Source organism: Pseudactinotalea sp. HY158 (assembly GCF_009660225.1).
Classification (GTDB): domain Bacteria; phylum Actinomycetota; class Actinomycetes; order Actinomycetales; family Beutenbergiaceae; genus HY158.
In genome coordinates, this window is the sequence record NZ_CP045920.1 from 2749001 (window position 1) to 2768879 (window position 19879).

The 19879-nt window shown below is 73.7% G+C and carries 20 protein-coding genes and 2 pseudogenes; 7 read left to right on the forward strand and 15 right to left on the reverse strand.

Annotated features, from left to right (window positions below; translation table 11 throughout):
• Window positions 1–102: 102 nt before the first annotated feature.
• The 5 genes and pseudogenes from GCE65_RS16655 to GCE65_RS12035 form a co-directional block, all read right to left on the reverse strand.
• A complete protein-coding gene (locus GCE65_RS16655; RefSeq protein ID WP_228759930.1) occupies window positions 103–336 on the reverse strand; it encodes a hypothetical protein in 234 nt (77 codons plus the stop codon).
• Between the two features lie 184 nt (window positions 337–520).
• Window positions 521–874 (reverse strand): annotated as a pseudogene (locus GCE65_RS17110) (AAA family ATPase); the annotation flags it as partial.
• A gap of 38 nt (window positions 875–912) precedes the next feature.
• Entirely contained in the window at window positions 913–2451 is a 1539-nt protein-coding gene (locus GCE65_RS12025; protein ID WP_228759932.1) for a DDE-type integrase/transposase/recombinase, read from the reverse strand.
• Window positions 2452–2536: 85 nt separating this feature from the next.
• The gene (locus GCE65_RS12030; protein ID WP_228759933.1) at window positions 2537–2977 is read right to left on the reverse strand and encodes a hypothetical protein; all 441 of its coding nucleotides are present in this window, start codon (window positions 2975–2977) and stop codon (window positions 2537–2539) included.
• 322 nt (window positions 2978–3299) lie between these two features.
• The gene (locus tag GCE65_RS12035; RefSeq protein WP_153878567.1) at window positions 3300–3584 is read right to left on the reverse strand and encodes a CocE/NonD family hydrolase; all 285 of its coding nucleotides are present in this window, start codon (window positions 3582–3584) and stop codon (window positions 3300–3302) included.
• A gap of 75 nt (window positions 3585–3659) precedes the next feature.
• Between GCE65_RS12035 and GCE65_RS12040 the strand changes: the two genes are divergently transcribed.
• On the forward strand, window positions 3660–4439 hold the full coding sequence (locus GCE65_RS12040) for a TetR/AcrR family transcriptional regulator (protein WP_153878568.1): 780 nt from the start codon (window positions 3660–3662) through the stop codon (window positions 4437–4439).
• Between the two features lie 3 nt (window positions 4440–4442).
• Here the strand turns inward: GCE65_RS12040 and GCE65_RS12045 are convergent, their stop codons facing one another.
• From GCE65_RS12045 to GCE65_RS12060, 4 genes are all read right to left on the reverse strand, one after another.
• Window positions 4443–4841, reverse strand: a complete 399-nt coding sequence (locus GCE65_RS12045) for a nitroreductase/quinone reductase family protein (protein ID WP_152909461.1) — start codon at window positions 4839–4841, stop codon at window positions 4443–4445.
• An 84-nt stretch (window positions 4842–4925) separates the two neighbouring features.
• Window positions 4926–5642 (reverse strand): methylated-DNA--[protein]-cysteine S-methyltransferase, encoded by a 717-nt coding sequence (locus tag GCE65_RS12050; RefSeq protein ID WP_153878569.1) that lies wholly within the window; start codon window positions 5640–5642, stop codon window positions 4926–4928.
• Window positions 5639–6214, reverse strand: a complete 576-nt coding sequence (locus GCE65_RS12055) for an RNA polymerase sigma factor (protein WP_153878570.1) — start codon at window positions 6212–6214, stop codon at window positions 5639–5641. The genes GCE65_RS12050 and GCE65_RS12055 overlap by 4 nt, the downstream gene beginning before the upstream one ends.
• A gap of 2 nt (window positions 6215–6216) precedes the next feature.
• Complete coding sequence (locus GCE65_RS12060) at window positions 6217–6741, reverse strand: methylated-DNA--[protein]-cysteine S-methyltransferase (protein ID WP_370460117.1); 525 nt, start codon at window positions 6739–6741, stop codon at window positions 6217–6219.
• 167 nt (window positions 6742–6908) lie between these two features.
• Here GCE65_RS12060 and GCE65_RS12065 point away from each other — a divergent pair, with 167 nt between their 5' ends.
• Window positions 6909–7586: a hypothetical protein gene (locus tag GCE65_RS12065; protein WP_153878571.1), complete on the forward strand. Its 678-nt coding sequence runs from the start codon at window positions 6909–6911 to the stop codon at window positions 7584–7586.
• Window positions 7587–7620: 34 nt separating this feature from the next.
• On the forward strand, window positions 7621–8337 hold the full coding sequence (locus GCE65_RS12070; RefSeq protein ID WP_153878572.1) for a M50 family metallopeptidase: 717 nt from the start codon (window positions 7621–7623) through the stop codon (window positions 8335–8337).
• On the opposite strand, the gene GCE65_RS12075 is transcribed toward GCE65_RS12070, so the two are convergent.
• Window positions 8332–9234 carry a serine hydrolase gene (locus GCE65_RS12075; protein WP_153878573.1) on the reverse strand — a complete coding sequence of 301 codons (903 nt, stop codon included), beginning with the start codon at window positions 9232–9234 and terminating at the stop codon, window positions 8332–8334. The two genes, GCE65_RS12070 and GCE65_RS12075, sit on opposite strands and share 6 nt — an antisense overlap.
• The gene (locus tag GCE65_RS12080; RefSeq protein WP_153878574.1) at window positions 9231–10046 is read right to left on the reverse strand and encodes a LysR family transcriptional regulator; all 816 of its coding nucleotides are present in this window, start codon (window positions 10044–10046) and stop codon (window positions 9231–9233) included. The genes GCE65_RS12075 and GCE65_RS12080 overlap by 4 nt, the downstream gene beginning before the upstream one ends.
• An 81-nt stretch (window positions 10047–10127) precedes the next feature.
• Between GCE65_RS12080 and GCE65_RS12085 the strand changes: the two genes are divergently transcribed.
• From GCE65_RS12085 to GCE65_RS12100, 4 genes and pseudogenes are all read left to right on the forward strand, one after another.
• A complete protein-coding gene (locus GCE65_RS12085) occupies window positions 10128–12053 on the forward strand; it encodes a penicillin-binding transpeptidase domain-containing protein (RefSeq protein WP_152909456.1) in 1926 nt (641 codons plus the stop codon).
• Between the two features lie 40 nt (window positions 12054–12093).
• Window positions 12094–13326, forward strand: a complete 1233-nt coding sequence (locus tag GCE65_RS12090; RefSeq protein WP_228759934.1) for an MFS transporter — start codon at window positions 12094–12096, stop codon at window positions 13324–13326.
• 76 nt (window positions 13327–13402) lie between these two features.
• Window positions 13403–13885: pseudogene (locus GCE65_RS12095) on the forward strand (ClpP family protease); the annotation flags it as partial.
• Complete coding sequence (locus GCE65_RS12100) at window positions 13882–14469, forward strand: ClpP family protease (protein WP_152909454.1); 588 nt, start codon at window positions 13882–13884, stop codon at window positions 14467–14469. The pseudogene GCE65_RS12095 and the gene GCE65_RS12100, both read left to right, overlap by 4 nt.
• Window positions 14470–14475: 6 nt before the next feature.
• Here GCE65_RS12100 and GCE65_RS12105 read toward each other — a convergent pair whose 3' ends face one another.
• The 4 genes from GCE65_RS12105 to GCE65_RS12120 all read right to left on the reverse strand — a co-directional run bounded on the left by GCE65_RS12105 (window position 14476) and on the right by GCE65_RS12120 (window position 19876).
• Window positions 14476–14829 (reverse strand): helix-turn-helix domain-containing protein, encoded by a 354-nt coding sequence (locus tag GCE65_RS12105; RefSeq protein ID WP_152909453.1) that lies wholly within the window; start codon window positions 14827–14829, stop codon window positions 14476–14478.
• Window positions 14830–14891: 62 nt separating this feature from the next.
• Window positions 14892–17003 carry a heavy metal translocating P-type ATPase gene (locus tag GCE65_RS12110; RefSeq protein ID WP_153878576.1) on the reverse strand — a complete coding sequence of 704 codons (2112 nt, stop codon included), beginning with the start codon at window positions 17001–17003 and terminating at the stop codon, window positions 14892–14894.
• A gap of 191 nt (window positions 17004–17194) precedes the next feature.
• A complete protein-coding gene (gene phoA, locus GCE65_RS12115; RefSeq protein ID WP_153878577.1) occupies window positions 17195–19198 on the reverse strand; it encodes an alkaline phosphatase in 2004 nt (667 codons plus the stop codon).
• 138 nt (window positions 19199–19336) lie between these two features.
• Window positions 19337–19876, reverse strand: a complete 540-nt coding sequence (locus tag GCE65_RS12120; protein ID WP_153878578.1) for an O-acetyl-ADP-ribose deacetylase — start codon at window positions 19874–19876, stop codon at window positions 19337–19339.
• Window positions 19877–19879: the final 3 nt, after the last annotated feature.

Genomic DNA, 19879 nt, shown 5'->3' on the forward strand with positions numbered 1-19879 from the left:
GATCGGTGAGGACGGATTGTGCTGAGAAGTGGCCCCGCCGGTGGTTCCCGGCGGGGCCTTGGTGGTCAGGGTGTCGCGGTGGTGGTCAGTGTGTCGGGGTGGTTATTCGGCGGTGACCTCGGTGACGGCGGCGCGGGCTGAGGACTCGTCGACGATGGCCTTGCCGGTGGCGAAGGCGGCGACGAGTGCCTGTACGGCGAGGTTGTTGACCGCTCGTGGTGTGCCGCGCCCGACTTGGTGGATGAGGGCGGTAGCGTCGTCGGAGAACAGCGTGTCTGAGCGCCCGGCCAGGGCCAGATGGTGGGCCAGGTAGCTCTTGGTCTCGGCGTCGTTCATCGCGGTCAGTGCGTAGCGCAGAGCGATGCGCTGGTCCAGCGCGGCGAAGGTCCCGAGCTTGATCCGGCGGCGCAGGGTCGGCTGGCCGATGAGCAGGCAGGCGAAGGTGAGTGGGAGTCCATTTCGCGTTCGTCAGCAGACGCAGTTCCTCGAGCTGTTCGGCGGTGAGCAGGTGGGCCTCGTCGAGGATGAGGATGACGGTGCGGCCGCGTTCGTGTTCCTCGGCGGCCAGCAGGTCGGCGGTCTGGGGGATGAGGCTGGCCTTGTGGAAGCGCGGGACGGCGCCGAGGGCGGTGACGATCTGGCCGTAGATGCCTCGGCCGCCGACGGCGGGGTTGCCTATGTAGATGGTGGTGTGCCGGGAGGCGTCCAGTGTGGCGAGGGCGGCGCGGACGGCGACGGTCTTGCCGGCGCCGACCTCGCCGGTGATCACGCCCAGGGCGCGTTCACCGATGCACCAGGAGATGCGGGCGACCGCTTCGGCGTGGGCGGTGTGGCGGTGCAGCATGCCGGGGGCCAGGGCTCGGCCGAAGGGCATGCGGGTGAAGCCGTAGTGGGCCTGGAGGCGGTCGAGAGTCACTGGGTCTCCTGAAGATCGTCGTCGTGAGTGGTGGCCAGCAGTTCGATCAGGTCGGTCTGTCCGGGCAGGACCGGTATGTCGCCGGTGGCGGCAGCGAGCCGGTCGCGGTGGGTAGCGAAGGAGGCGATGTCAGCCGCGAGGGCGGCGTTGACGTCCTCGGCGGCGGGCTCGTCGGTGAGTGGCTCGCCGGACATGGCGGCGTAGTTGACGCGCTGGGCCAGGGTGGTGGTGTGGCGGTCGCGGACCAGGGCCAGGTAGTCGATCCCGGTCACCGGCGCCGGGCCGGTGGCCTCGGCGGGTGTGGCGGCGGGGTGGACGTGCCGGCCGACCTGGTGAGCGACGGCGGCGCCCATGTCGCGTCCGGCGTAGCGGACGGTGATGTCAGTCAGGTCGAAGGGGTCGAAGACCAGCTCGACGCGTCGGCCGGTCAGGGCGGCGTCGACTTCGTAGGTGTTGCCGTGCAGGGAGACGGTGGCGGTCTTGGTCACCGCGCGGTGCTCGGACCACAAGAACGCCTCACGCAGCTGAGCCGGAGTCGGTAGGTGGGGTGTCCCGCCGGCCAGGAACCGCTCGATGGGCGTCTGGTCGGTCTCGGAGTGGACGCGCTGGTGGTAGACGCTCTCCACCCAGGCGGCGAACAACTCGTTCAACGCGGCCAGGTCGGTGATCTTCTCGGCGGCGCCGGGGGCGGTCAGCTCGATGAGGAACTGCTCGCGGACGGTGCGGAAGAACCGTTCGATCTTGCCCCTGCCCTCCGGCTGGCCCGGCCGGGAGTGCGTCATCCGGATCCCCAGGACGGCCAGGGCGCGCAGCAGCTGCTTGGAGACCATCGCCGCCCCGTTGTCCAGATAGAGGACGGCGGGGGTGCCGCGGGCGGCCAGCCCCGCGCGCAGCGCGGCGGCCAGGTGCAGGGCGTCCTCGCTGTGGCCCCACCGATACCCGGTCAGGGCCCGGGAGTGGTCATCGATGAACGCCATCAGGTAGGTCTTGCGCCCGGCGATCACCGGCCCGTGCAGCGCGTCCCCGGTCCACCGCTCGTTCGACGCGGCAGCCTCGAACCGGCCGAACGCCGTCGGTGCCTGCCCGTCGGGGCGAGTGTTGAGCTCCAGGCGGGCGAAGTGCCGCTGCAGCGTCCGGTCCGAGGGCACCGAACCCGTCCCGTGCTCGGTCAGGATCCTGGCGATCTGCGCTGCGGTGCGCCCCGGGACCTCGCGCTTGAGCGCCGCGGCCAGCTCCAGCACCGCCGCCGGGGTGCGGGGCTCGACGTGCCGGGCGGTGGGAATCAGCGCGTCGAACCCGCCAGCACGCCAGGCTCGGATCCACCGATCCAGGCTCACCCGCGAGACGCGGACCTTCTGCCCGTGCGGGCCGGTGTGCTCGGCGGCGGCCAGCCGGCGCACCAGCGCCCCGCGTTGGCGGGTCGTCAACGACACGTCCGCCGCCTCGCGGATCAGCGCATACCGGAACAGGGCCACGTCTCGTGCCCGCTCGGCCCGGCGCGCTTCGTTACCTCCGGGTCTGTCCTTGTGCTTCATCCCTTGCCCTCACCTCGTCGGAAACACCCATCCCGGCCGAGCATGGCGGGCCGATATGGCCCTGCCCAGGGTCAACTCGTGTTGCTCACCACCCCACCCCGAGCGAGGGAGCCAGCAGCCGCCCGCCGCTGACCCGGGCAGCGAACTCCCACGGGGCCACCAGCGACAGCCTGACCACCGCGGCGGCCGCTGCCCGGCCGATCGCCTCCACCGCGTCAGCCAGCGCTGAGCCCCGCGGCCTCAGCGCTGCCGCCAGCGGGTCCAGCGCCCCCAGCAGCCGGGTGAACTCGACGCGGACCTGCTCGGCGTTGACGGCCGCGCGGCGCAGCCAGCCCCGCACCGTCGAGGCCGGCCGTCCCAGCGCCGCCGCGATCGGCCGATGACCCGAACCGGCGGCCTTGGCCTCCAGCGCCGCTCCGATCACCGCGCCCGCATCCGCCCGACGCGACAGCCAAAGCTGGGCCAGCAGGACATGCGTCGCCCCGCAGGAGATACAGCGCGCCCGCCGCGGACGATGGCGCACCATGCCCGTCGGCCCGCGCGTAGACCGCTGGCGGGCATGGCCCCACGGACCCAGCACGCCTCGACACGAGGGGCAGGACAACTCCCCCGACACCAGCGACCGCTCGACCTCGACCGGGTCGCTACCTACCATCAACATCGGGTGCCCCCAAGCACCAAGTGACGGCCCTCCTGCTCGCCAAAGCATGGGAGGGCCGTCGCGCTTCAACAGAACGTGGTCACGCCCTTGACGCCGACCATAGAACCAGGCCAGCCCCCGCGACGCCGAACACGTCCTCATATTCGATGACGCCAACCCACCTACACGTGGTCAGCCACGGTGTCGCTCAACACCCGCGCCGGGTCGGCAGACGGTCCTTGCCGTACGGGTGGGCCGAGAGCAGCACGGGCAGGCGCTCCTCGCCGGGCGGCCGGTAGACGTTGACGCGCAGCACCGTGCCGTCGGCCATCGGCACGGCCACGTCGCGATCGCTCAGCACGGAGCCGGGTGCCGGTTCGTACACGGACACGGGCGGGCGCGCGATCCCGCCGAGCCGAGCGAGCGCGTACCGGAATGCGCCGGGCCGGTGCCACGCTCGATCGAGGACCGGGGCGGGTGCGGAACGGGCCATGTCACATCTCCGAGATTTGAGTGACACTCAAGTAGACTTGAATCACACTCTAATCCTCGCTCCCGGGATCCGTCCATGCCCTCCCCCGCCCCCCGTCGCCCGAATAATCGACCGAACCATCGTCCGGTCGGTCGAGCGACCGATCGAGCGAGCGGCCGACCGACCGATCGACCGACCCGGCGGCAGGAGGCCGCCGCGGCCTCCCGGGCCGAGACGCGCCGGCGGCTGCTCCGGGCCGCGGGCGCGGAGTTCGCCGACCGCGGTTATCACGCGGCCACCGTCGCCCGGATCGCGGACCGGGCCGGCGTCACGGTCCAGACCCTCTACCTCGCCTGGGGAAGCAAGCGCGCCCTCCTGCGCGCGCACCTGGACGCCGCACTCTCGGGCGATGCGGGCACGGACTATTCCGAGCAACTCCCGCGTCTCATCAGCCAGTCGTTCGGCGGCACCGAGTCCGATGCCCGGGCCGTGGTCGAGCGCATCGCGCGGTTCTATGTCGGACTCGCCGGTCGCGCGGCCCTCGGCTGGCGCCTCTACCGGGACGCGGCGGCGACCGACGCCGAGGTCGCGGCCGACTGGCGGGCCCTGCAGGATCTGCGCCGCCGCACCGTCGCCGACCTCGTCGGGCGGATACCGGCCGCCGAGCTGCGGGCGGACCTGACGCCCGAGGCCGCGGCCGACACGGCGTGGGCCATCGCGAGCCCGGAGACCTATGAGCTCCTGGTCACCACGGCCGGCTACGACCTGGCGGCGTACGAGCACTGGGTCGGCCGCACCCTCGCCGCGGCGCTCCTGGCCCGACCGGCCCCACCCGGCCCCGACCGGCCCCAACCCCGTGAGGGCCACGACACCTGACCGTCAGCGGCGGCCGGGCGCGCGTCCGTCCGCGCGGAGCAGCCGGAACTCCTGCCGGCGCAGCAGCCGCAGGATGAGCCGGGCCGGAAAGCCGAACGCGCGCCGCCCGTCGTCGGCCGGATAGGGCTCGATCGCGACGATCCGGTACACGGTGCCGCCGACGAGGATCCGGCAGCTACCCGCCGCGACGACGTTGCGGTACCAGTCCACGCCCGCGCCGTAGGTGAGCTCGGCGACGAACCCCTGCGGCACGCGCGCCACGATGATCGGCGTCTCGTAGACCTTCCCGGACCTGCGCCCGACGTGTCGCACGAGCGAGATCGGCCCGACGCCGGACTTCGCGAGCCGGATCGTGAACCGGTTGAGCGTGTTCTTGACCAGCCAGAGGAATGTCCGCCGCATCCGCCCAATCTCGCATCGCCCTCGAGGCGGGTCAATGGGCACCCCGGTGCGCGGGCCGTCGAGCGGCACGTGGACGCCGGCCCGTCACGCGGCCCGCTCGAGCGCGAGCAGCGCGGCCTTCGCCTCGAGCCCGCCGACGTAGCCGCCGAGCGTGCCGTCCGAGCGCAGCACGCGGTGGCACGGCACCACGACCGGGAGCGGATTGGTGGCGCAGGCGGTGCCCACGGCGCGCACGGCCCCCGGACTGCCCACGGACGCGGCGACCTCACGGTAGGAGCGGGTGTGGCCGTAGGCGATCTGCGGCAGCGACCGCTGCACCCGCTCCCTGAACCCGGCGGAGAGCGCGTGGTCGAGGGTCAGGTCGAAGGCCCGGCGGTCCCCGGCGAAGTACTCCGCCAGTTCCCGGGCGGCGGCCGCGAGCCCGGTCGGGGTCTCGAGGATCCGCGCGCCGATCCGGCCCGCGAGCGCGGACAGCACCGCCTCGAAACCCTCCCGCTCGAACGCGACCCGCACGAGCCCGCGGGCCGTCGCCGCGAGCAGCAGCGGCCCGATCGGGCTGTCGATCACCCGATAACGGACGTCGAGGATCGCCTCGGCCTGCGCGCTCGCCTCGAGCCGGGCATGCAGTCTCGCCAGGTCCGCGTGCGTCACCGGGAACAACTCGCCGTCCGTCGCGTCGGGGGCGGCTCTGTCCGCCCGGCCGGGGCCGCCGAGGGCGGGGCCGCCGAGGCCGCCGGGGCCGTCGGGGCCGGCTCTGTCCGCCCGGCCGGGGGATCCGGGCAGATCGGGTCGCGCGTTCATCGGGATCCTCCCTCGTCGTGATAGATCGTGCGCAGCCGTCGAATGCCGTCCGCGGCGGCGCGGCGAACCGATTCGGGCGTGCCGCCGATGAACTGCGCGGTCTCGGTGTGGGCGAGCCCGCCGAGGTAGTGGTAGCCGAGCGCGAGACGCTGCCGCTCGGGCAGGGCCGCGACCCGGCCCCAGAGGGTGGCCGAGTCGATCGCCGCATCGCCTCCCGGGTCCCCGCCGCTCGATCCACCCGACCCCGATCCACCGGCCCCCGATCCACCGGGCCCGCTCGATCCACCGGGCCCCGCGCGTGCGGGCGGTTCCGGGAGCGTCTCGGTGGGGACGGCCCGCCGGTCGCGGGCGCGGATGACGTCGATCGCCTTGCGTCGGGCGATGCGCACGAGCCACGCCTCGACGTTGGCGCCCTCCTCCAGGTCCGGCCAGGCACGCAGCGCCGCGAGGAACGTCTCGGACCACGCGTCCTCGGCGTCGGCCCCCGGCCCGAGCACGGCCCGGCACACCCGCAGCACGGTGACCCCGTGGCCGGTGACGGCGCACTCGAACGGTTGCTGCGTCGTCCTCACCCCTAGAACAGTCGGGAGGCGGCCGCGGCGGCCGGCTCCTCGAGCTCGAGCAGGCGCCGCTTGCGTTCGAGGCCGCCGGCGTAGCCGGTGAGCGAGCCGTCGGCGCCGACCACGCGATGACACGGGATGAGGATGCTCACCGGGTTCTTGCCCACGCACCCGCCCACGCGCTGGGCGAGGTGGCGGTTGCCGAGGCGCCGGGCGAGGTCGCCGTAGGTGGTCGTGTGCCCGTACGGGATCTCGGCGAGCAGGCCCCAGACGCGCTCGGAGAAGGCATCGCCGCGGGTCGACACCGGAACATCGACGCGGCTCCGCTCGCCGGCGAGGTAGGAGCGCAGCCGGCTCGCGGCGAGCCGGAGCACGGGCAGGGCGCGCTCGGTCACGAGCTCGCCGAACGCCGGTTCGGCGGGCAGGTGCGGGTGCCCGGGGAAGTACAGGCCCGTGATCGCCTCGCCGTCCGTGACGAGGGTCAACTCCCCCAGGTCGGTCTCGATCCGGGCATGGTTCGTCATGGTCGTGGTGGTCACCGCGCCTCACCGCCTCTCACCGGGTAGACGCCCCGGAGCGCGCGAACGTGAGGCGGCGGGATGCGCCGATCGCGGATCCGCGCCGGGGAACCTCGCCCGGCCCCCTGGCCCTTCTGCGTGAACCGGCGGAGAATGAGACACGGTTCCCTTTCTCGGAGGTGTCGATCATGACGACTACACCAATGATGATGCCCATGCTGGCGCGTGGGAAGCACCGCAAACCCCGACGCGGGGCGTGCTTCATGGAATTGGCCTCGTATCTGGCGGGCCAGCCGTGGAGCGACCATCCCGCCTGCACGGACCCGGCGCTGGCGCAGCTGGCGCGACTGGTCAACGATCTCACCACGGATGCGGGGCGCCCGCAGCTCGCGCCGATGATCCCGTCGGTGATCGGCATCGTCGATCTCGGCGACGAGTACATCGAGGAGGTCGCGGTCATCGCCGCCCTCCGGGCGCTGCCGATCGCGGCGCTCGAGCATCAGCACGGCCTCGGCGTGGGCCTGCTGCGGATCCTCGGTGACTCCGGCCCGTACCCCGTGGCCGTGCGGGAGCCGTGGCGCAGTCGTGCCGAGGCGGAGCTGGCCGACCACACCGCCCTGCGCTCCTGGTCGGTCGCGTTCATGCGCCGGATGAAGATCGCGCTGCCGCCGCTGTCGGTGGCCATCCCGCTCACGGTGATCGCCGCCCGGGCGCTCTCCGAGGCGTGCGTGGGCGATCCCGACGCGGAGCTGCGCGCCGTGCTCGGCGAGGCGATCGACTGGGCGCGCGCATGCGCCGGGTCCGACGCGCCCGAGGCGTCTCCGCTCGAGCCGCACCAGTGGGCGGGCATGGTCCGCTCCGCCTGATCCGGCCACCGCGCGGTTCACGTAGGCTGCGCCGGTGGAGATTCTGAGCGAGGTCTGGGTCCGGGTGCTGCCGGTCGACGCCCCCGAGGTCGAGGCCCGCTCGCTGCTGCTCGCCGCCGCGGTGGCGCTGGCGATCGTCGTGATCGGGCCGCTGTGGCGGCTCGCGCGGCTCGGGGTGACGCTCGTGCACGAACTCGGGCACGCCCTCGTCGGGCTCGCGTGCGGGCGCTCGTTCACGGGCCTCGTGCTGCGCGCCGACGCCTCCGGCCATGCCGTCACCCGCGGCCCCGAGCGCGGTGCCGGGCGGGCGCTGACGACCTGGGCGGGCTATCCGGCGCCGGCGATCGCCGGGGCCGCGGCGATCGCGGCGGCCACGTGGGGATGGGCCGCCCCGGTGCTCACGCTCGCGCTCGTCGCGGCGGCCGCCGCGCTCGTGCGCGCACGATCCTGGCTCACCGGGTCGGTCACGCTCGCCGTGACGGCCGGGCTCGGCCTGCTGTGGTGGCGTGGGGACGACGCCTGGCAGGCCTGGGTGCTCATCGTCGCCGGGGGCGTGGGGATCGTGGGCGCGTGGCGGCACCTCGGTGCCGTGGCCGGCTCCCGGTCACCCACGAGCGATCCGGCCGTGCTCGCGTGGCTGACGAGGGTGCCCGCGGCGGTCTGGAACGTGAGCTTCGCGCTCGCCTGCGGGGCGGCGACCTGGTTCGCCGGGAGCAGGCTGTGGGCCCTGTGGCCGGGGTCGTTGCTATGAGGCCGACGCATCCGGTGCGTCGTCCCGGCTCATGCGCAGCGGGCCCGCCGCGGCGCGGGCGATCGCTCCGATCGCCGCATCGACGCGCGGCAGGTGCCGCTCGGCCCGGGCCGAGCGGGTGAGCACGGCCACGGCGATCGGGAACTCGCCCGGGAAGGTGACGACGGCGGCCTCGTGCCGCAACCGTGCCAGCGTTCCGGTCTTCCCCTGCACGAGCACGTCGTCGTGCGGGAACGCCGAGGCGATCCGGTGCCGCCAGGCCTGATGGGCCATCGCGCCGCGGACCGCCTCGTGCGCCCGGCCGGTCCGGCCCCACAGCAGCGCGAGCACCCGGCACAGCTCGCGGGCGGTGGAGGAGCTGGCCAGCGCCGGTTCGAACTGGCTCGTGAGGCGTTCCTCGTCGACCGTGGCCAGGGCCCGCTCGGCCGCCGCCGGATCGGGTGCCCCGGTCTCGGCCTGGACGATCCGCAGGGTCTCGGCCGACCCGTGTCGAATGTGGGTCTGTTCGAGCCCGTCGGCGGCGAGGGCCGCATTGGCCGCCCGGAGGCCGACGATCCGGAGGATCTCGTCCGCGCAGGTGTTGTCCGAGACCGCGAGCATGAGCCGGACCGCGTCCCGCTGACTGAGCGCGACGTCGTCCCACAGCATGGCGACCCCCGTCGGGCCGGCGGCGCGCTGCTCCGCCCGCAGGACCAGCCGCGAGTGGGGGTCGAGCGCGCCGGCCTCCACGAGATCCGCCCAGACGAGCGCGAGGGGGAGCTTGTACAGCGAGGCGACGGCGACGGGGACGTCCGCGCCGGCGGAGGTCGATGCGGGGGGCCCGCCGAGCCGGGTCGCGTGCACCCAGGCCGTGATGCCGGCCTCGCTCGCCAGCCGGGTGAGCCTGCCCTCACTCATGTCAGCGCGGTCTCGAGCAACTCGGCGGCTCGCAGGTGCGGCAGGTCGCGGCGGCGATCGGAGGCGACCGGCAGGATCACCCGCAGCCGCAGCGGGAAGTTCGCACCCGTCGCGTCCGGCGCGCCGCCCAGCCCGAGCACGCGGCCGGCGGCGACGAGCGCGCGGCGGGCCATGAGGTCGGCCTCCTCGATCACCTCACCCGAATGGCGGTGGCGCCGCAGGGCGTCGACGAGCTGGTCGTGGGCGGCCGGCTGCCAGCGGCGCGGCGGCACCACGACGGGCAGATCGGTGCCGGGCGGGGCCACCCGCCCGCCGGCCGAGCAGATCGTCCGCGGGATCGTCAGCACGCCGCGGGCGTCGGTGCCGTCGACGATCCCCGGGTGGCGCACCACGGCCAGGTCGAGGCCGCCGTCCCGCACCGCATCGACGAGCCTCACGCTGCCGGCGATCAGCGGCGAGACCGCCACCCCGAGGCCGCCGAGCGCCTCGACCGCCCGGCACGCCCGGTCCTCCACATCGGCGGCGATGCCGACGCGCAGATCCGGTTCGCTCGACCATTCCGTGGCCTCCTCGAGGAAGCCCTCCGCGGCCTCGAGCACGTCGCGCATGCGCGGCAGGAGCGCATCGCCGGCGGGCGTCGGACGCACCGCGCGGGCATCGCGCTCGAAGAGCCGGACACCCAGGCGGCGCTCCAGTCGCTGCAGGCCTTGCGACAGCGGCGGCTGACTCATGTCGAGGCGCGCCGCCGCACGGCCGAAGTGGCGTTCCTCCGCGATCGTGATCGCGAACCGCAGGTGGCGCAGCAGATCCATCCTCGGATGATACTCAAATGCTATGAATACATTCATTTGATACTCTTTGACACTTCTTCGGCGCCTCCGGATACTTGGGCGATGCCCCGTCGCCGCTCCCTGCCCCCGCTGCTCGCCTGCGTCCTCGTCTCGCTCTCGGCGTGCTCGATCGAATCGACTCGCGCCGACGAGACGGCCGCGGCACTGACCGCCGCCCTCTCCGAGCACAGCCTCGAGGGTGTGCCGCTCGCCGACCCCGCCGCCGCGGCCGCCTTCACCGATCAGGTCGAGCCGCTCGCCGGCTACGACGTGCGGGTCGACGCGGGCACGATCCGCTACGAGGACGACGAGGCCACGGTGCCGCTCCACTGGACCTGGTCGATCGAGGATCGTGACTGGGAGTACGAGACGTCCGCCCGGCTCGCGCTCACCGACGGGCAGTGGCGCGTGCGGTGGGAGCCGAGTGCGCTGCTGGCCGAGCTCGGTGAGGGCGACCGGTTCGACGTCGTGCGCACGTTTCCCGATCGGGCCGAGATCCTCGGGGCGCGCAACACCGTGCTCGTGACCGACCGGGCCGTCGGACGCTACGGGCTCGACAAGACCCTGATCGAGCCGGGCGAGGTCGCGGCCGCGGCCGAGCGGATCGCGGCGGCGACCGGCGTCGACGCCGAGCGGTTCGTGGCCGCGGCCGAGGCCGCCGGCCCGAAGGCCTTCGTCGAGGCGATCGTCGTGCGCCCCGAGGACGCCGAGGGCCTCATCGACGCCGACTTCCCCGACATCCCGGGCGCGCGCAAGGTCGACGACTCGCTGCCCCTGGCCCCGACCCGCGACTTCGCCCGCGAGCTGCTGGGCACCGTGGGGCCGGCGACCGCGGAGATCATCGACTCATCCGGCGGCGCCGTCCGGGCCGGAGACCTCGTCGGCCGCTCGGGCCTGCAGGCGCGCTACGACGAGGAGCTCCGCGGCCGGCCCGACGTCGAGATCGTCGTGCTGCGCGCCGGCGGCTGCGAGGACGGGGCGGAGTGCGACGACGTCGAACGCACGTCCGTGGCCCACTGGGACACGAAGCCGGCCCCGCCGCTGCGCCTCACCCTGGACCCGACCCTGCAGACGACCGCGGAGACTCTCCTCAGGGACGCCGCGGACGCCACCGGCGACGCGGACGAGGAGCCCGCGAGTTCGATCGTGGCGATCCGCCCCTCGACCGGTGCGGTGCTCGCCGCGGCGAGCGGCCCGGGAAGCGCGGGCCTGAACACCGCCACCGAGGGCCGGTACCCGCCGGGGTCGACGTTCAAGGTGGTGAGTGCGCTGGCGCTGCTGCGGGCCGGCGTCGCCGCGGACGACGTGCTGCCGTGCCCGGCGACGATCGACGTGGACGGCCGGAGCTTCAAGAACTACGACGGCTACCCCGACTCGGCGCTCGGCGAGATCTCGTTCCGGAACGGATTCGCCCATTCCTGCAACACCAACCTGATCGGCGCGCGCGATCGCCTCGAACCCGACGACCTGACCAGTGCCGCCCGAGCGCTCGGCCTCGGCGGCGACTCCGAGGGCCTCGGCTTCCCGGCCTTCCTCGGGGAGGTGCCGGCCACCGACGGGCAGACCGACGCGGCCGCAGCGATCATCGGGCAGGGGCGGGTGCTCGCGAGCCCGCTCGCGATGGCGACCGTGGCCGCCTCGGTCCAGGCGGGCACCGCCGTCGTGCCACACCTGATCGAGGACGTCACCGTCGCCGCCGACGTGGGTGAGCCCCTGACCGCCGAGGAGGCCACCGTGCTGCGGGAGCTCATGCGCGGCGTCGTGACCGACGGCACCGCGTCCTTCCTGGCCGGCGTTCCGGGCGAGGAGGTCCGCGCCAAGACCGGCACCGCCGAACACGGGGCCGCCGACGAGTCCACGGACCCGCACGCCTGGATGATCGCCGCCCAGGGCGACCTCGCGGTCGCGGTGTTCGTCGACGCCGGCATCGCCGGGGCGCAGACCGCCGGCCCGATCCTCCAGGCGTTCCTCGAGGCCGCCGGCGAATGAGCCGGAGGCGAGGCGGCGGTCCAGGTCCTAGATTGGAACGGTGGGTGACGATCACGACGAGGGCGAGCGGGCGCCGTCCCTGAGCATGAACCGCGGCGGGGTCGCGCTCATGTCGACCTCGCACCTGGTCAACGACTTCTATCAGGGCGTCGTGCCGGCGCTGCTGCCGTTCCTCGCGGCGGAGCGTCACTACAGCTACGCGGCGATCGCGGGGCTCACCCTCGCCGCGACGCTCATCTCCTCGGTCGCGCAGCCGGTCTTCGGGGTGCTCGGGGACCGCCGGCCGCGGCGGTGGCTCATCGGGGCCGGGATGCTCACCGCGGGCGTCGGCCTGGCGCTCGTGGGCCTGGCCCACTCGTATCCGCTCACGTGGATCCTCATCGCGATCTCCGGCTTCGGGATCGCGGCGTTCCATCCCGAGGCCGCGCGGGCGGCACGGCTGGCGGGCGGCCCCAGCAACCGGGCGATGAGCATCTTCGCGCTCGGGGGCAACGGCGGGTACGCGCTCGGCTCCCTCGTGGCCACGCCCGTGTTCCTGCTGCTCGGCGTGCGCGGGACCCCGCTGTTGCTCATCCCGGCGGCGGTCATGGCGACGATCCTGGCGCTGCGGCTGCGACGCGTGCTCGACGGCCGGTCCGGCCGGCGCCGTGCCGCCGCGATGCCGACGGGCCGCGACGACTGGCCCGAGTTCGTCAAGCTCATCGTGGTGGTGGTGATCCGCTCGATCCTCTTCCTGGGGATCACCTCGTTCATCGGGCTCTATTTCATCCGCGAGCTGCACACGAGCGAGTCGGTCGGCGGGGCGGCGCTCACGGTCTTCCTCGTGACCGGCGCCGCGGGCACCCTGCTCGGCGGTTGGGTCGCGGACCGGTCGAATCGGCTCATGAGCATCCAGGCGGGGTTCGTGCTCACCGTGCCCGCGCTGGCCGGGCTCGTGTTCACCCGATCCTGGCCGGCGACGCTCGCCTTCGTGGCGCTCACCGGGATCGCGCTGTACCTGCCGTTCGCCGTGTTCATCATGCTCGGCCAGGACTACCTTCCGAACCGGATCGGCACCGCGAGCGGGGTCACGGTCGGGCTGGGCGTGAGCGTCGGCGGGCTGTTCAGCCCGCTGCTCGGCACCTTCGCCGATCACACGAGCCTGCGGGTCATGTTCACCGCCCTCATCGTGCTGCCCGTGCTCGGGCTGGCCCTCACCTGGTTCATGCGCGACCCGAGCGGGCCCGGGACTCGCGCGCGCCCCCGATCCGGCCGGCCGGTTCCGCGAGCCTGAGCCGCGCCGCTCACGGCGGAGCCGCCCGCAGCAGAACCGGTGGCGCCCGGGCCGGCCGGCGCAGCAGGCTGACCGGCCCACCGACGACATCGCCCTGTGGATCCACTCCCCCGGCGGGTCGGTGCCGGCGATGTTGGCCATCCGGGATGTCATGCGGCTCGTCCCCAACGACGTCTCGACCCTCGCGCTGGGCATCGCCTACAGCGCGGGCAAGTTCCTCCTGTCCGCGGGCACGCCGGGCAAGCGCCGGGCGCTGCCGCACGCTCGGGTCCTCATGCACCAGGGCTCGGCGGGCATCGGCGGCACGGCGGTCGACATCGAGCTGCAGGCCGACGACCTCCGCCACACCCGGGACACGGTGCTCGGGATCATCGCCCACGACACGGGCCGGCCGATCGAGCGGGTGTTCGAGGACTCGCTGCACGATCACTGGTACACGGCCCGGCAGGCCCTCGAGTACGGCTTCATCGACGCAATCGTCCAGGACTTCGACGAAGTCGGCCCCGCACGGCGAGACTCCGCCGGATTCGGCCCCACGCGAGGCGGGAGCGGGCGATGAGCGGCTACACGATTCCGCACGTCGTTCAGCACCACCCTCGCGGCGAGCGGGTCCTGGATGTGTATTCACACCTGCTGACCGAGCGGATCATCTACCTGGGAACGGCGATCGACGCGGGTGTCGCCAACGCGCTCATCTCACAGTTGCTCTACCTCGAGTCCGATCAGCCCGACCGGCAGATCCAGCTCTACATCAACTGCGAGGGCGGCGATCCGAGCGCGATGCTCGCCGTCTACGACACCATGCGCTATATCCGCTCCGAGGTGGCGACCAGTTGCGTCGGACAGGCGGTCGGGGTCGGTGCCGTGCTCCTGGCGGCCGGCGCCGCCGGGGCGCGCGCTGCGCTCCCGCACGCCCGGATCGTGCTGCATCAACCGGCCGCCCAGGGCAGGGGCAGCATCCCGGACCTCATCCTTCAGGCCGACGAAGTGGTCCGGATCCGCACGGACATCGAGGGCGTGCTCGCCCAGCGCACGGGACGCAGTGTCGAGACGCTGCGCGCCGACACCGACCACGACCGCGTCTTCACGGCGACCGCCGCCCGCGACTACGGGCTGCTCGATCACGTGATCGAGCAGCGGTGAGGCGCCTCAGGCCGCGAGGCTGAGCGCGGCCCGGCCGGAGGCCCCGCGCGGAGCGCCCGCGGCGGGCGCATGCAGCTCCCGCGCGACGGCGGACGTCAGGTCGATGAGCGAGACCCCGAGCGCGCCCGCGACGGCCGCGATCATCTCGCTGGAGGGGTCCTTGACCCCGCGTTCCATCTCGGACAGGTACTGCGCGGAGACCCCGGCGCGCGTCGAGGTCTCGCCGAGGGTCTCCCCGCGTCCGTGGCGGAGCCTGCGCAGTTCCCGCCCGAGCACGGTCCGCCAGAGCGGCTCACGTTCACCGTCCTCGCCGAGGGGGAGGCGGGGAACCGGGCGGAGGGGCGGTGCGATGTCGGCCATGATCCATGCTAAGACGATCCCGCGGTCGCGCCCTGCGAGTTCTGCCGACAGCAGCGCCGGGCTCAGGCCGCGGGCAGGAACTCCTTGACGCTCTCCTGCGGGTGCAGGTCGAGGCGGCGCAGCAGCTGGGCGTTGAGCGCGACGACGACCGTCGAGGCGGACATGAGGAGCGCGCCCACGCTCATCGGCATCGTGAACCCGACCGGGGCGAGCGCGCCGGCGGCGAGCGGCACGGCCACGAGGTTGTAGCCGGCCGCCCACCACAGGTTCTGCTTCATCTTGCGGTAGCTCGCGCGCGAGAGCTGGATGACCGAGAGCACCGAGCGTGGGTCGGAGGAGGCGAGGATGACCCCGGCCGAACCGATCGCCACGTCCGTGCCGGCACCGATCGCGATGCCCACGTCGGCGCGGGCGAGGGCCGGGGCGTCGTTCACACCGTCGCCGACCATCGCGACCCGGTGGCCCCGATCCTGCAGCTCGGCCACCGTGGTCGCCTTGTGCTCGGGCCGCACGCCCGCGAACACCCGGTCGATGCCGAGCTCGGTTGCGACGGCGTGCGCGACGGCCGGGGCGTCCCCCGTGATCATCACGACCTGGATCCCGGCGGCGTGGAGCGCGTCGACCGTCTCGCGTGACTCGGGCCGGATCGCATCGGCGAGGCGCAGCGCCCCGGCGATCTCGTGGTCGACGAGCACGTGCAGGACGATGGCCCCGGCCGCCCGCCAGGGCTCGCGGCCGGGCAGTTCGCTCAGGCCGTGACGTTCGAGCAGGTTCGGCCCGCCGACGGCGACCGCGTGGTCGCCGACCGTGGCCCGCACGCCGATCGCGGGTTCGGAGGCGAAGCCGCTCGCCGCGGGCGGCTCGAGTCCGCGGTCCGCCGCGGCCGCGACGATGGCCCGCGCGAGCGGGTGCTCGCTGTCGGCCTCGGCCGCGGCCGCGAGCGCGAGCACCTCGTCCGGGTCGTGGCCCTGGGCGGGCTCGACCCCGGTCACGGCGGGCTCGCCGGCGGTCAGGGTGCCGGTCTTGTCGAAGAGCACCGCATCGACCCGGCGCATCCCCTCGAGGGCGAGCCGATCCTTGATGAGCACACCGCCCCGGGCCGCGCGCTCGGTCGACAGCGCGACCACGAGCGGGATCGCCAGGCCGAGCGCATGCGGGCAGGCGATGACCAGCACGGTGATGACGCGCAGCACGGCCTGGTCCGGGGTGCCCACGAGCAGCCAGGCGACGAGCGCGACGAGGGCCGAGCCGAGCGCGAACCAGAACAGCAGGGCGGCGGCCCTGTCGGCGAGGCGCTGGGCGCGGGAGGAGGAGTTCTGCGCGTCGGCCACGAGCCGGCGGATCCCGGCGAGGGCCGTGTCCTCGCCGATGGCACTCACCTCGACCCGCAGCCCCGAGTCGGTGGCGATCGTGCCGGCCACGACCTGGTCGCCCGCGGTGCGGCGCACGGCCCGCGCCTCCCCGGTGATCATCGATTCGTCCAGGTGGGCCTCGCCGTCGATGATGCGGCCGTCCGCCGGGACGGCCGAGCCCGGGCGCACGAGCACGACGTCGCCCACCTTGAGGTCGGCCGGCGTCACCGCCTCGGTGCCGGCCGCGGTGACCCGCTCGGCGTCGTCGGGAAGGAGCGCGGCGAGGGAGTCGAGCGCCGAACCGGTGCGGGCCAGGGATCGCATCTCGATCCAGTGGCCGAGGAGCATGATGACCACGAGGAGGGCCAGCTCCCACCACAGGCTCATGCCGGCGTCGATCCAGCCGAGGGTCGCGGCCCACGAGGCCACGAACGCGACCGTGATCGCCAGGCCGATGAGCAGCATCATTCCGGGCGTGCGGGCGCGGAGCTCGCCCACCGCGCCGGTGAGGAACGGCCGCCCGCCCCAGAGGTAGATCAGCGTGCCGCCCACGGGCGAGACCCACGCGATCCAGGCGGCCGTCGGCAGGTGATAGCCGAGCAGGTGGGCGAACGCGCCGTCGAGGGCGATGACCGGGATCGAGATCACGAGCATGACCCAGAACAGTCGGCGGAACCGGCCGGCGTGGTCGCCATGGTGCCCGGCATGACCGGCATGATCGGCGTGATCGGCGCGATCGGCATGGTCGGCGTGACCGGCCTGCGGGCCGCGGTCGCCGCTCGCCTCGGTCCCGTGGGCGGAGTGATCGATCGTGTGGGGCATGCCGCCACCTTAATACCCCCAGGGGGTATAAGACCAGAGGTGATGGCCGGTCTCTCGCGCCGGGCTCGCCGCGCCGGCTTCCGCCGACCCGGCGCCGTCGCCGCGGTCGGCGGCGGTCCCGCACGACGCGCGTGGGATGGCCCGGACGGGCCACCCCACGCGTGGTCATCGGGGCAACGGGCCCCGTTCGATCAGGCGGCGCTGCGGCGGTGGCGCGCGCGCAGCATCAGCCCGGCGGCCACGAGGCCCGCGGCCATGAGCGCCGCGCCGGTCAGCTGCATCCCGGTCACCGGGAGCCGGTCTCCCCCGGCGGAGACCCCGCCCCCGCCGGTGTCTCCGACCTCCTCGGAGCCGGCGGTCCCCTGCGAGTCGTCGGAGCCGTCGGCCCCGTCCGTCCCGTCGGTCCCGTCGGCACCGTCGGTCCCGTCGGCACCGTCGGTCCCGTCGGCACCGTCGGTCCCGTCGGCACCGGCACCCGCGTCTCCGCCGGTACCGGCGTCACCCTCGTCGCCGTCCGTGCCGATCTCGACGGTGCCCGTCACGGTCACGTCGCTCTGGACCCCGACGAGTTCCACCTCCGCCACGCCGGTTGCGGCGGGGGCCGTGGCGGGGAGCGAGACCCGCCCGTCGATCACGTCGACCGTTCCCAGGTCCTCGCCGGCGAGGCCGACGCGCACCTGCCGGTCACCGGCGAACCCGGTTCCCGCGATCGTGAACTCGGCGGCCGGTGCCACCAGGGCCTCGGGCAGGTCGAGGGCCGCATCCGCGCTCAACGCGGGCAGGTCGGTGGCCAGGCCGAGGGTGTTGACCACGGTGAAGAAGGTGTCGGTCTGGTCGGTCAGGCCCACGACGTTCGCGGCACCGGGGCCGTAGCCGGCGATCGGAACCTGGGCACCGGTGTGCTGCTGCGATCCGGTGGTGGCGGTGCCGTAGGCGACGTTCATCGGGGAGCCGTCGGCCGTGAGCAGGGTGTTGCCGAGGGTGTGGTCGGGAACGGAGCCGACGATCTGGCTCGTGTGGGCGTGGTCCGCCGTCACGATCACGAGGGTCTCGCCGTCCTGCTGCGCGAACTCGAGCGCCGCCTGCACGGCCTCGTCGAGGTCGACGGTCTCGCCGATCTGGCCGCAGACGTCGGCGGCGTGGTTGCGCTTGTCGATCGAGGCGCCCTCGACCTGGAGGAAGAACCCCTCGGTCGAGTCCGGATCGTCGAGCAGGTCGATCGCCTTCTGGGTCATCGATCCGAGGGAGAGCTCCTCCGCCAGCCGGTCCGGGTTCGCCTGGCACTCGATCGGCGCCTCCGGGTTACCTCCCGGCACGGCGACGGACTCGGACATGCGGGTGGGCATGTTGCCGGGGGTGAACAGGCCCAGGAGCGGCTCGGCCTGGTCGGCGTGGGTCACCTCGCCGAGTTCGGCGGCGGTGGTCACCACCTGGTAGCCGCGCTCGCGCGCCTGCTCGAAGAGGGTTTGTCCCTCCCACTGGCCGGCGCGGGCGGTCTGGCTGAAGGAGGCGCTGCCTCCGCCGAGGACGACGTCGGCGCGCGCCCCGAGGATCTGCTCGCTGATCGATCCGGCGCCGCCCGCGTCGAGCGCGTCGGCTCCGCAGCGATCCACGGAGTCGGGGCCGTAGCACTTGCGGTCGTCCACGTGGGCCAGCTGCACGGCCGGGGTCGCGTCCTGGATCTCGGCGGTCGACACGTTGCCGGTGCGCAGCCCGTTCGCCTTGGCGAGTTCGAGCACGGTGTCGTGCGCGACCGAGTCGAGGTCGACCGAGATGGCCCCGTTGTAGGACTTCGTGCCGGTGGCCCATGCGGTGCCGGTGGCGGCCGAGTCGGGAACGTAGTTCGGCTTGCCCGCGTAGTCGCCGCCGCGGTGCAGGCTGTAGGTGGAGTAAGACCCGGACAGTGGCAGGGCGTCGATCCCCGGGAGCTCACCGCCCGCGCCGTAGGCGTAGTTGTGGGCGATGGTGATCTCGCTGTCGCCCATGCCGTCGCCGATGAGCAGGATGACGTTCTTGGCGGACGCGTCCTCGAGCGCCTCGCGCACGAACGCGGTGTTGTCGCCGTCGTGTCGGGCGGCGCCGCCGTGATCGCTCACGGCGGCCGAGGCCGCTGCCGGGGCGAGGATCCCGAGCGCCGTCACGGCGCCGGCAGCCAGGACCGAGTGTCGGACTCGGCGGGAATGACGTGATGTCATCGAAGACTTCTCCAATTCGAGCGGTGTGGTTCGAACGGCTCTATTGGAGTGGGCGCAGGCGTCGGGAACGTGGCGTGAGGACGAACCCCGGACGAACTGTCGATGACGCCTGAGCGCCCCGCCCGGGGCCGGGGGCGCTCAGGCCAGGGCGGCGGCGAAGAGCGCCCGCATCGGTTCGTCGATGAGCACGAAGACCACCCGGTCGAGCCGGCCGAGCTGGTCCGAGGCGCGCACGGCGCGCGCCGCGACCTTCGCCACCCGGACCGGGTCCCAGCCGTACACGCCGGCGCTGATCGCCGGGAACGCCACGGATCGGGCCCCCACCCGCACCGCCTCGGTCAGCGAGTTCGAGAAGCAGGCGGCGAGCAGCCGGTCCTGGCGCTCACCCCGGTGCCAGTTCGGCCCGACCGTCTGGATCACCCAGGTCGCGGGCAGGCGCGCGCCGGGGATTGCGGCGGCCTCCCCGACCGGGAAGCCGCCCGGATAGCGGGCCCGCAGCTCCCGGCAGTGCTCGAGCAACTCGGGCCCGGCGGCGCGGTGGACGGCGCCGTCGACCCCGCCCCCGCCCAGGAGGGAAGAGTTGGCCGCGTTGACGATCGCATCGACCCGCGCGCGCGTGAGGTCGCCGCGGACCGCCTCGATCGCGGCGGCACCGCCCGGTGATCCCGTCCGCGTCATGAT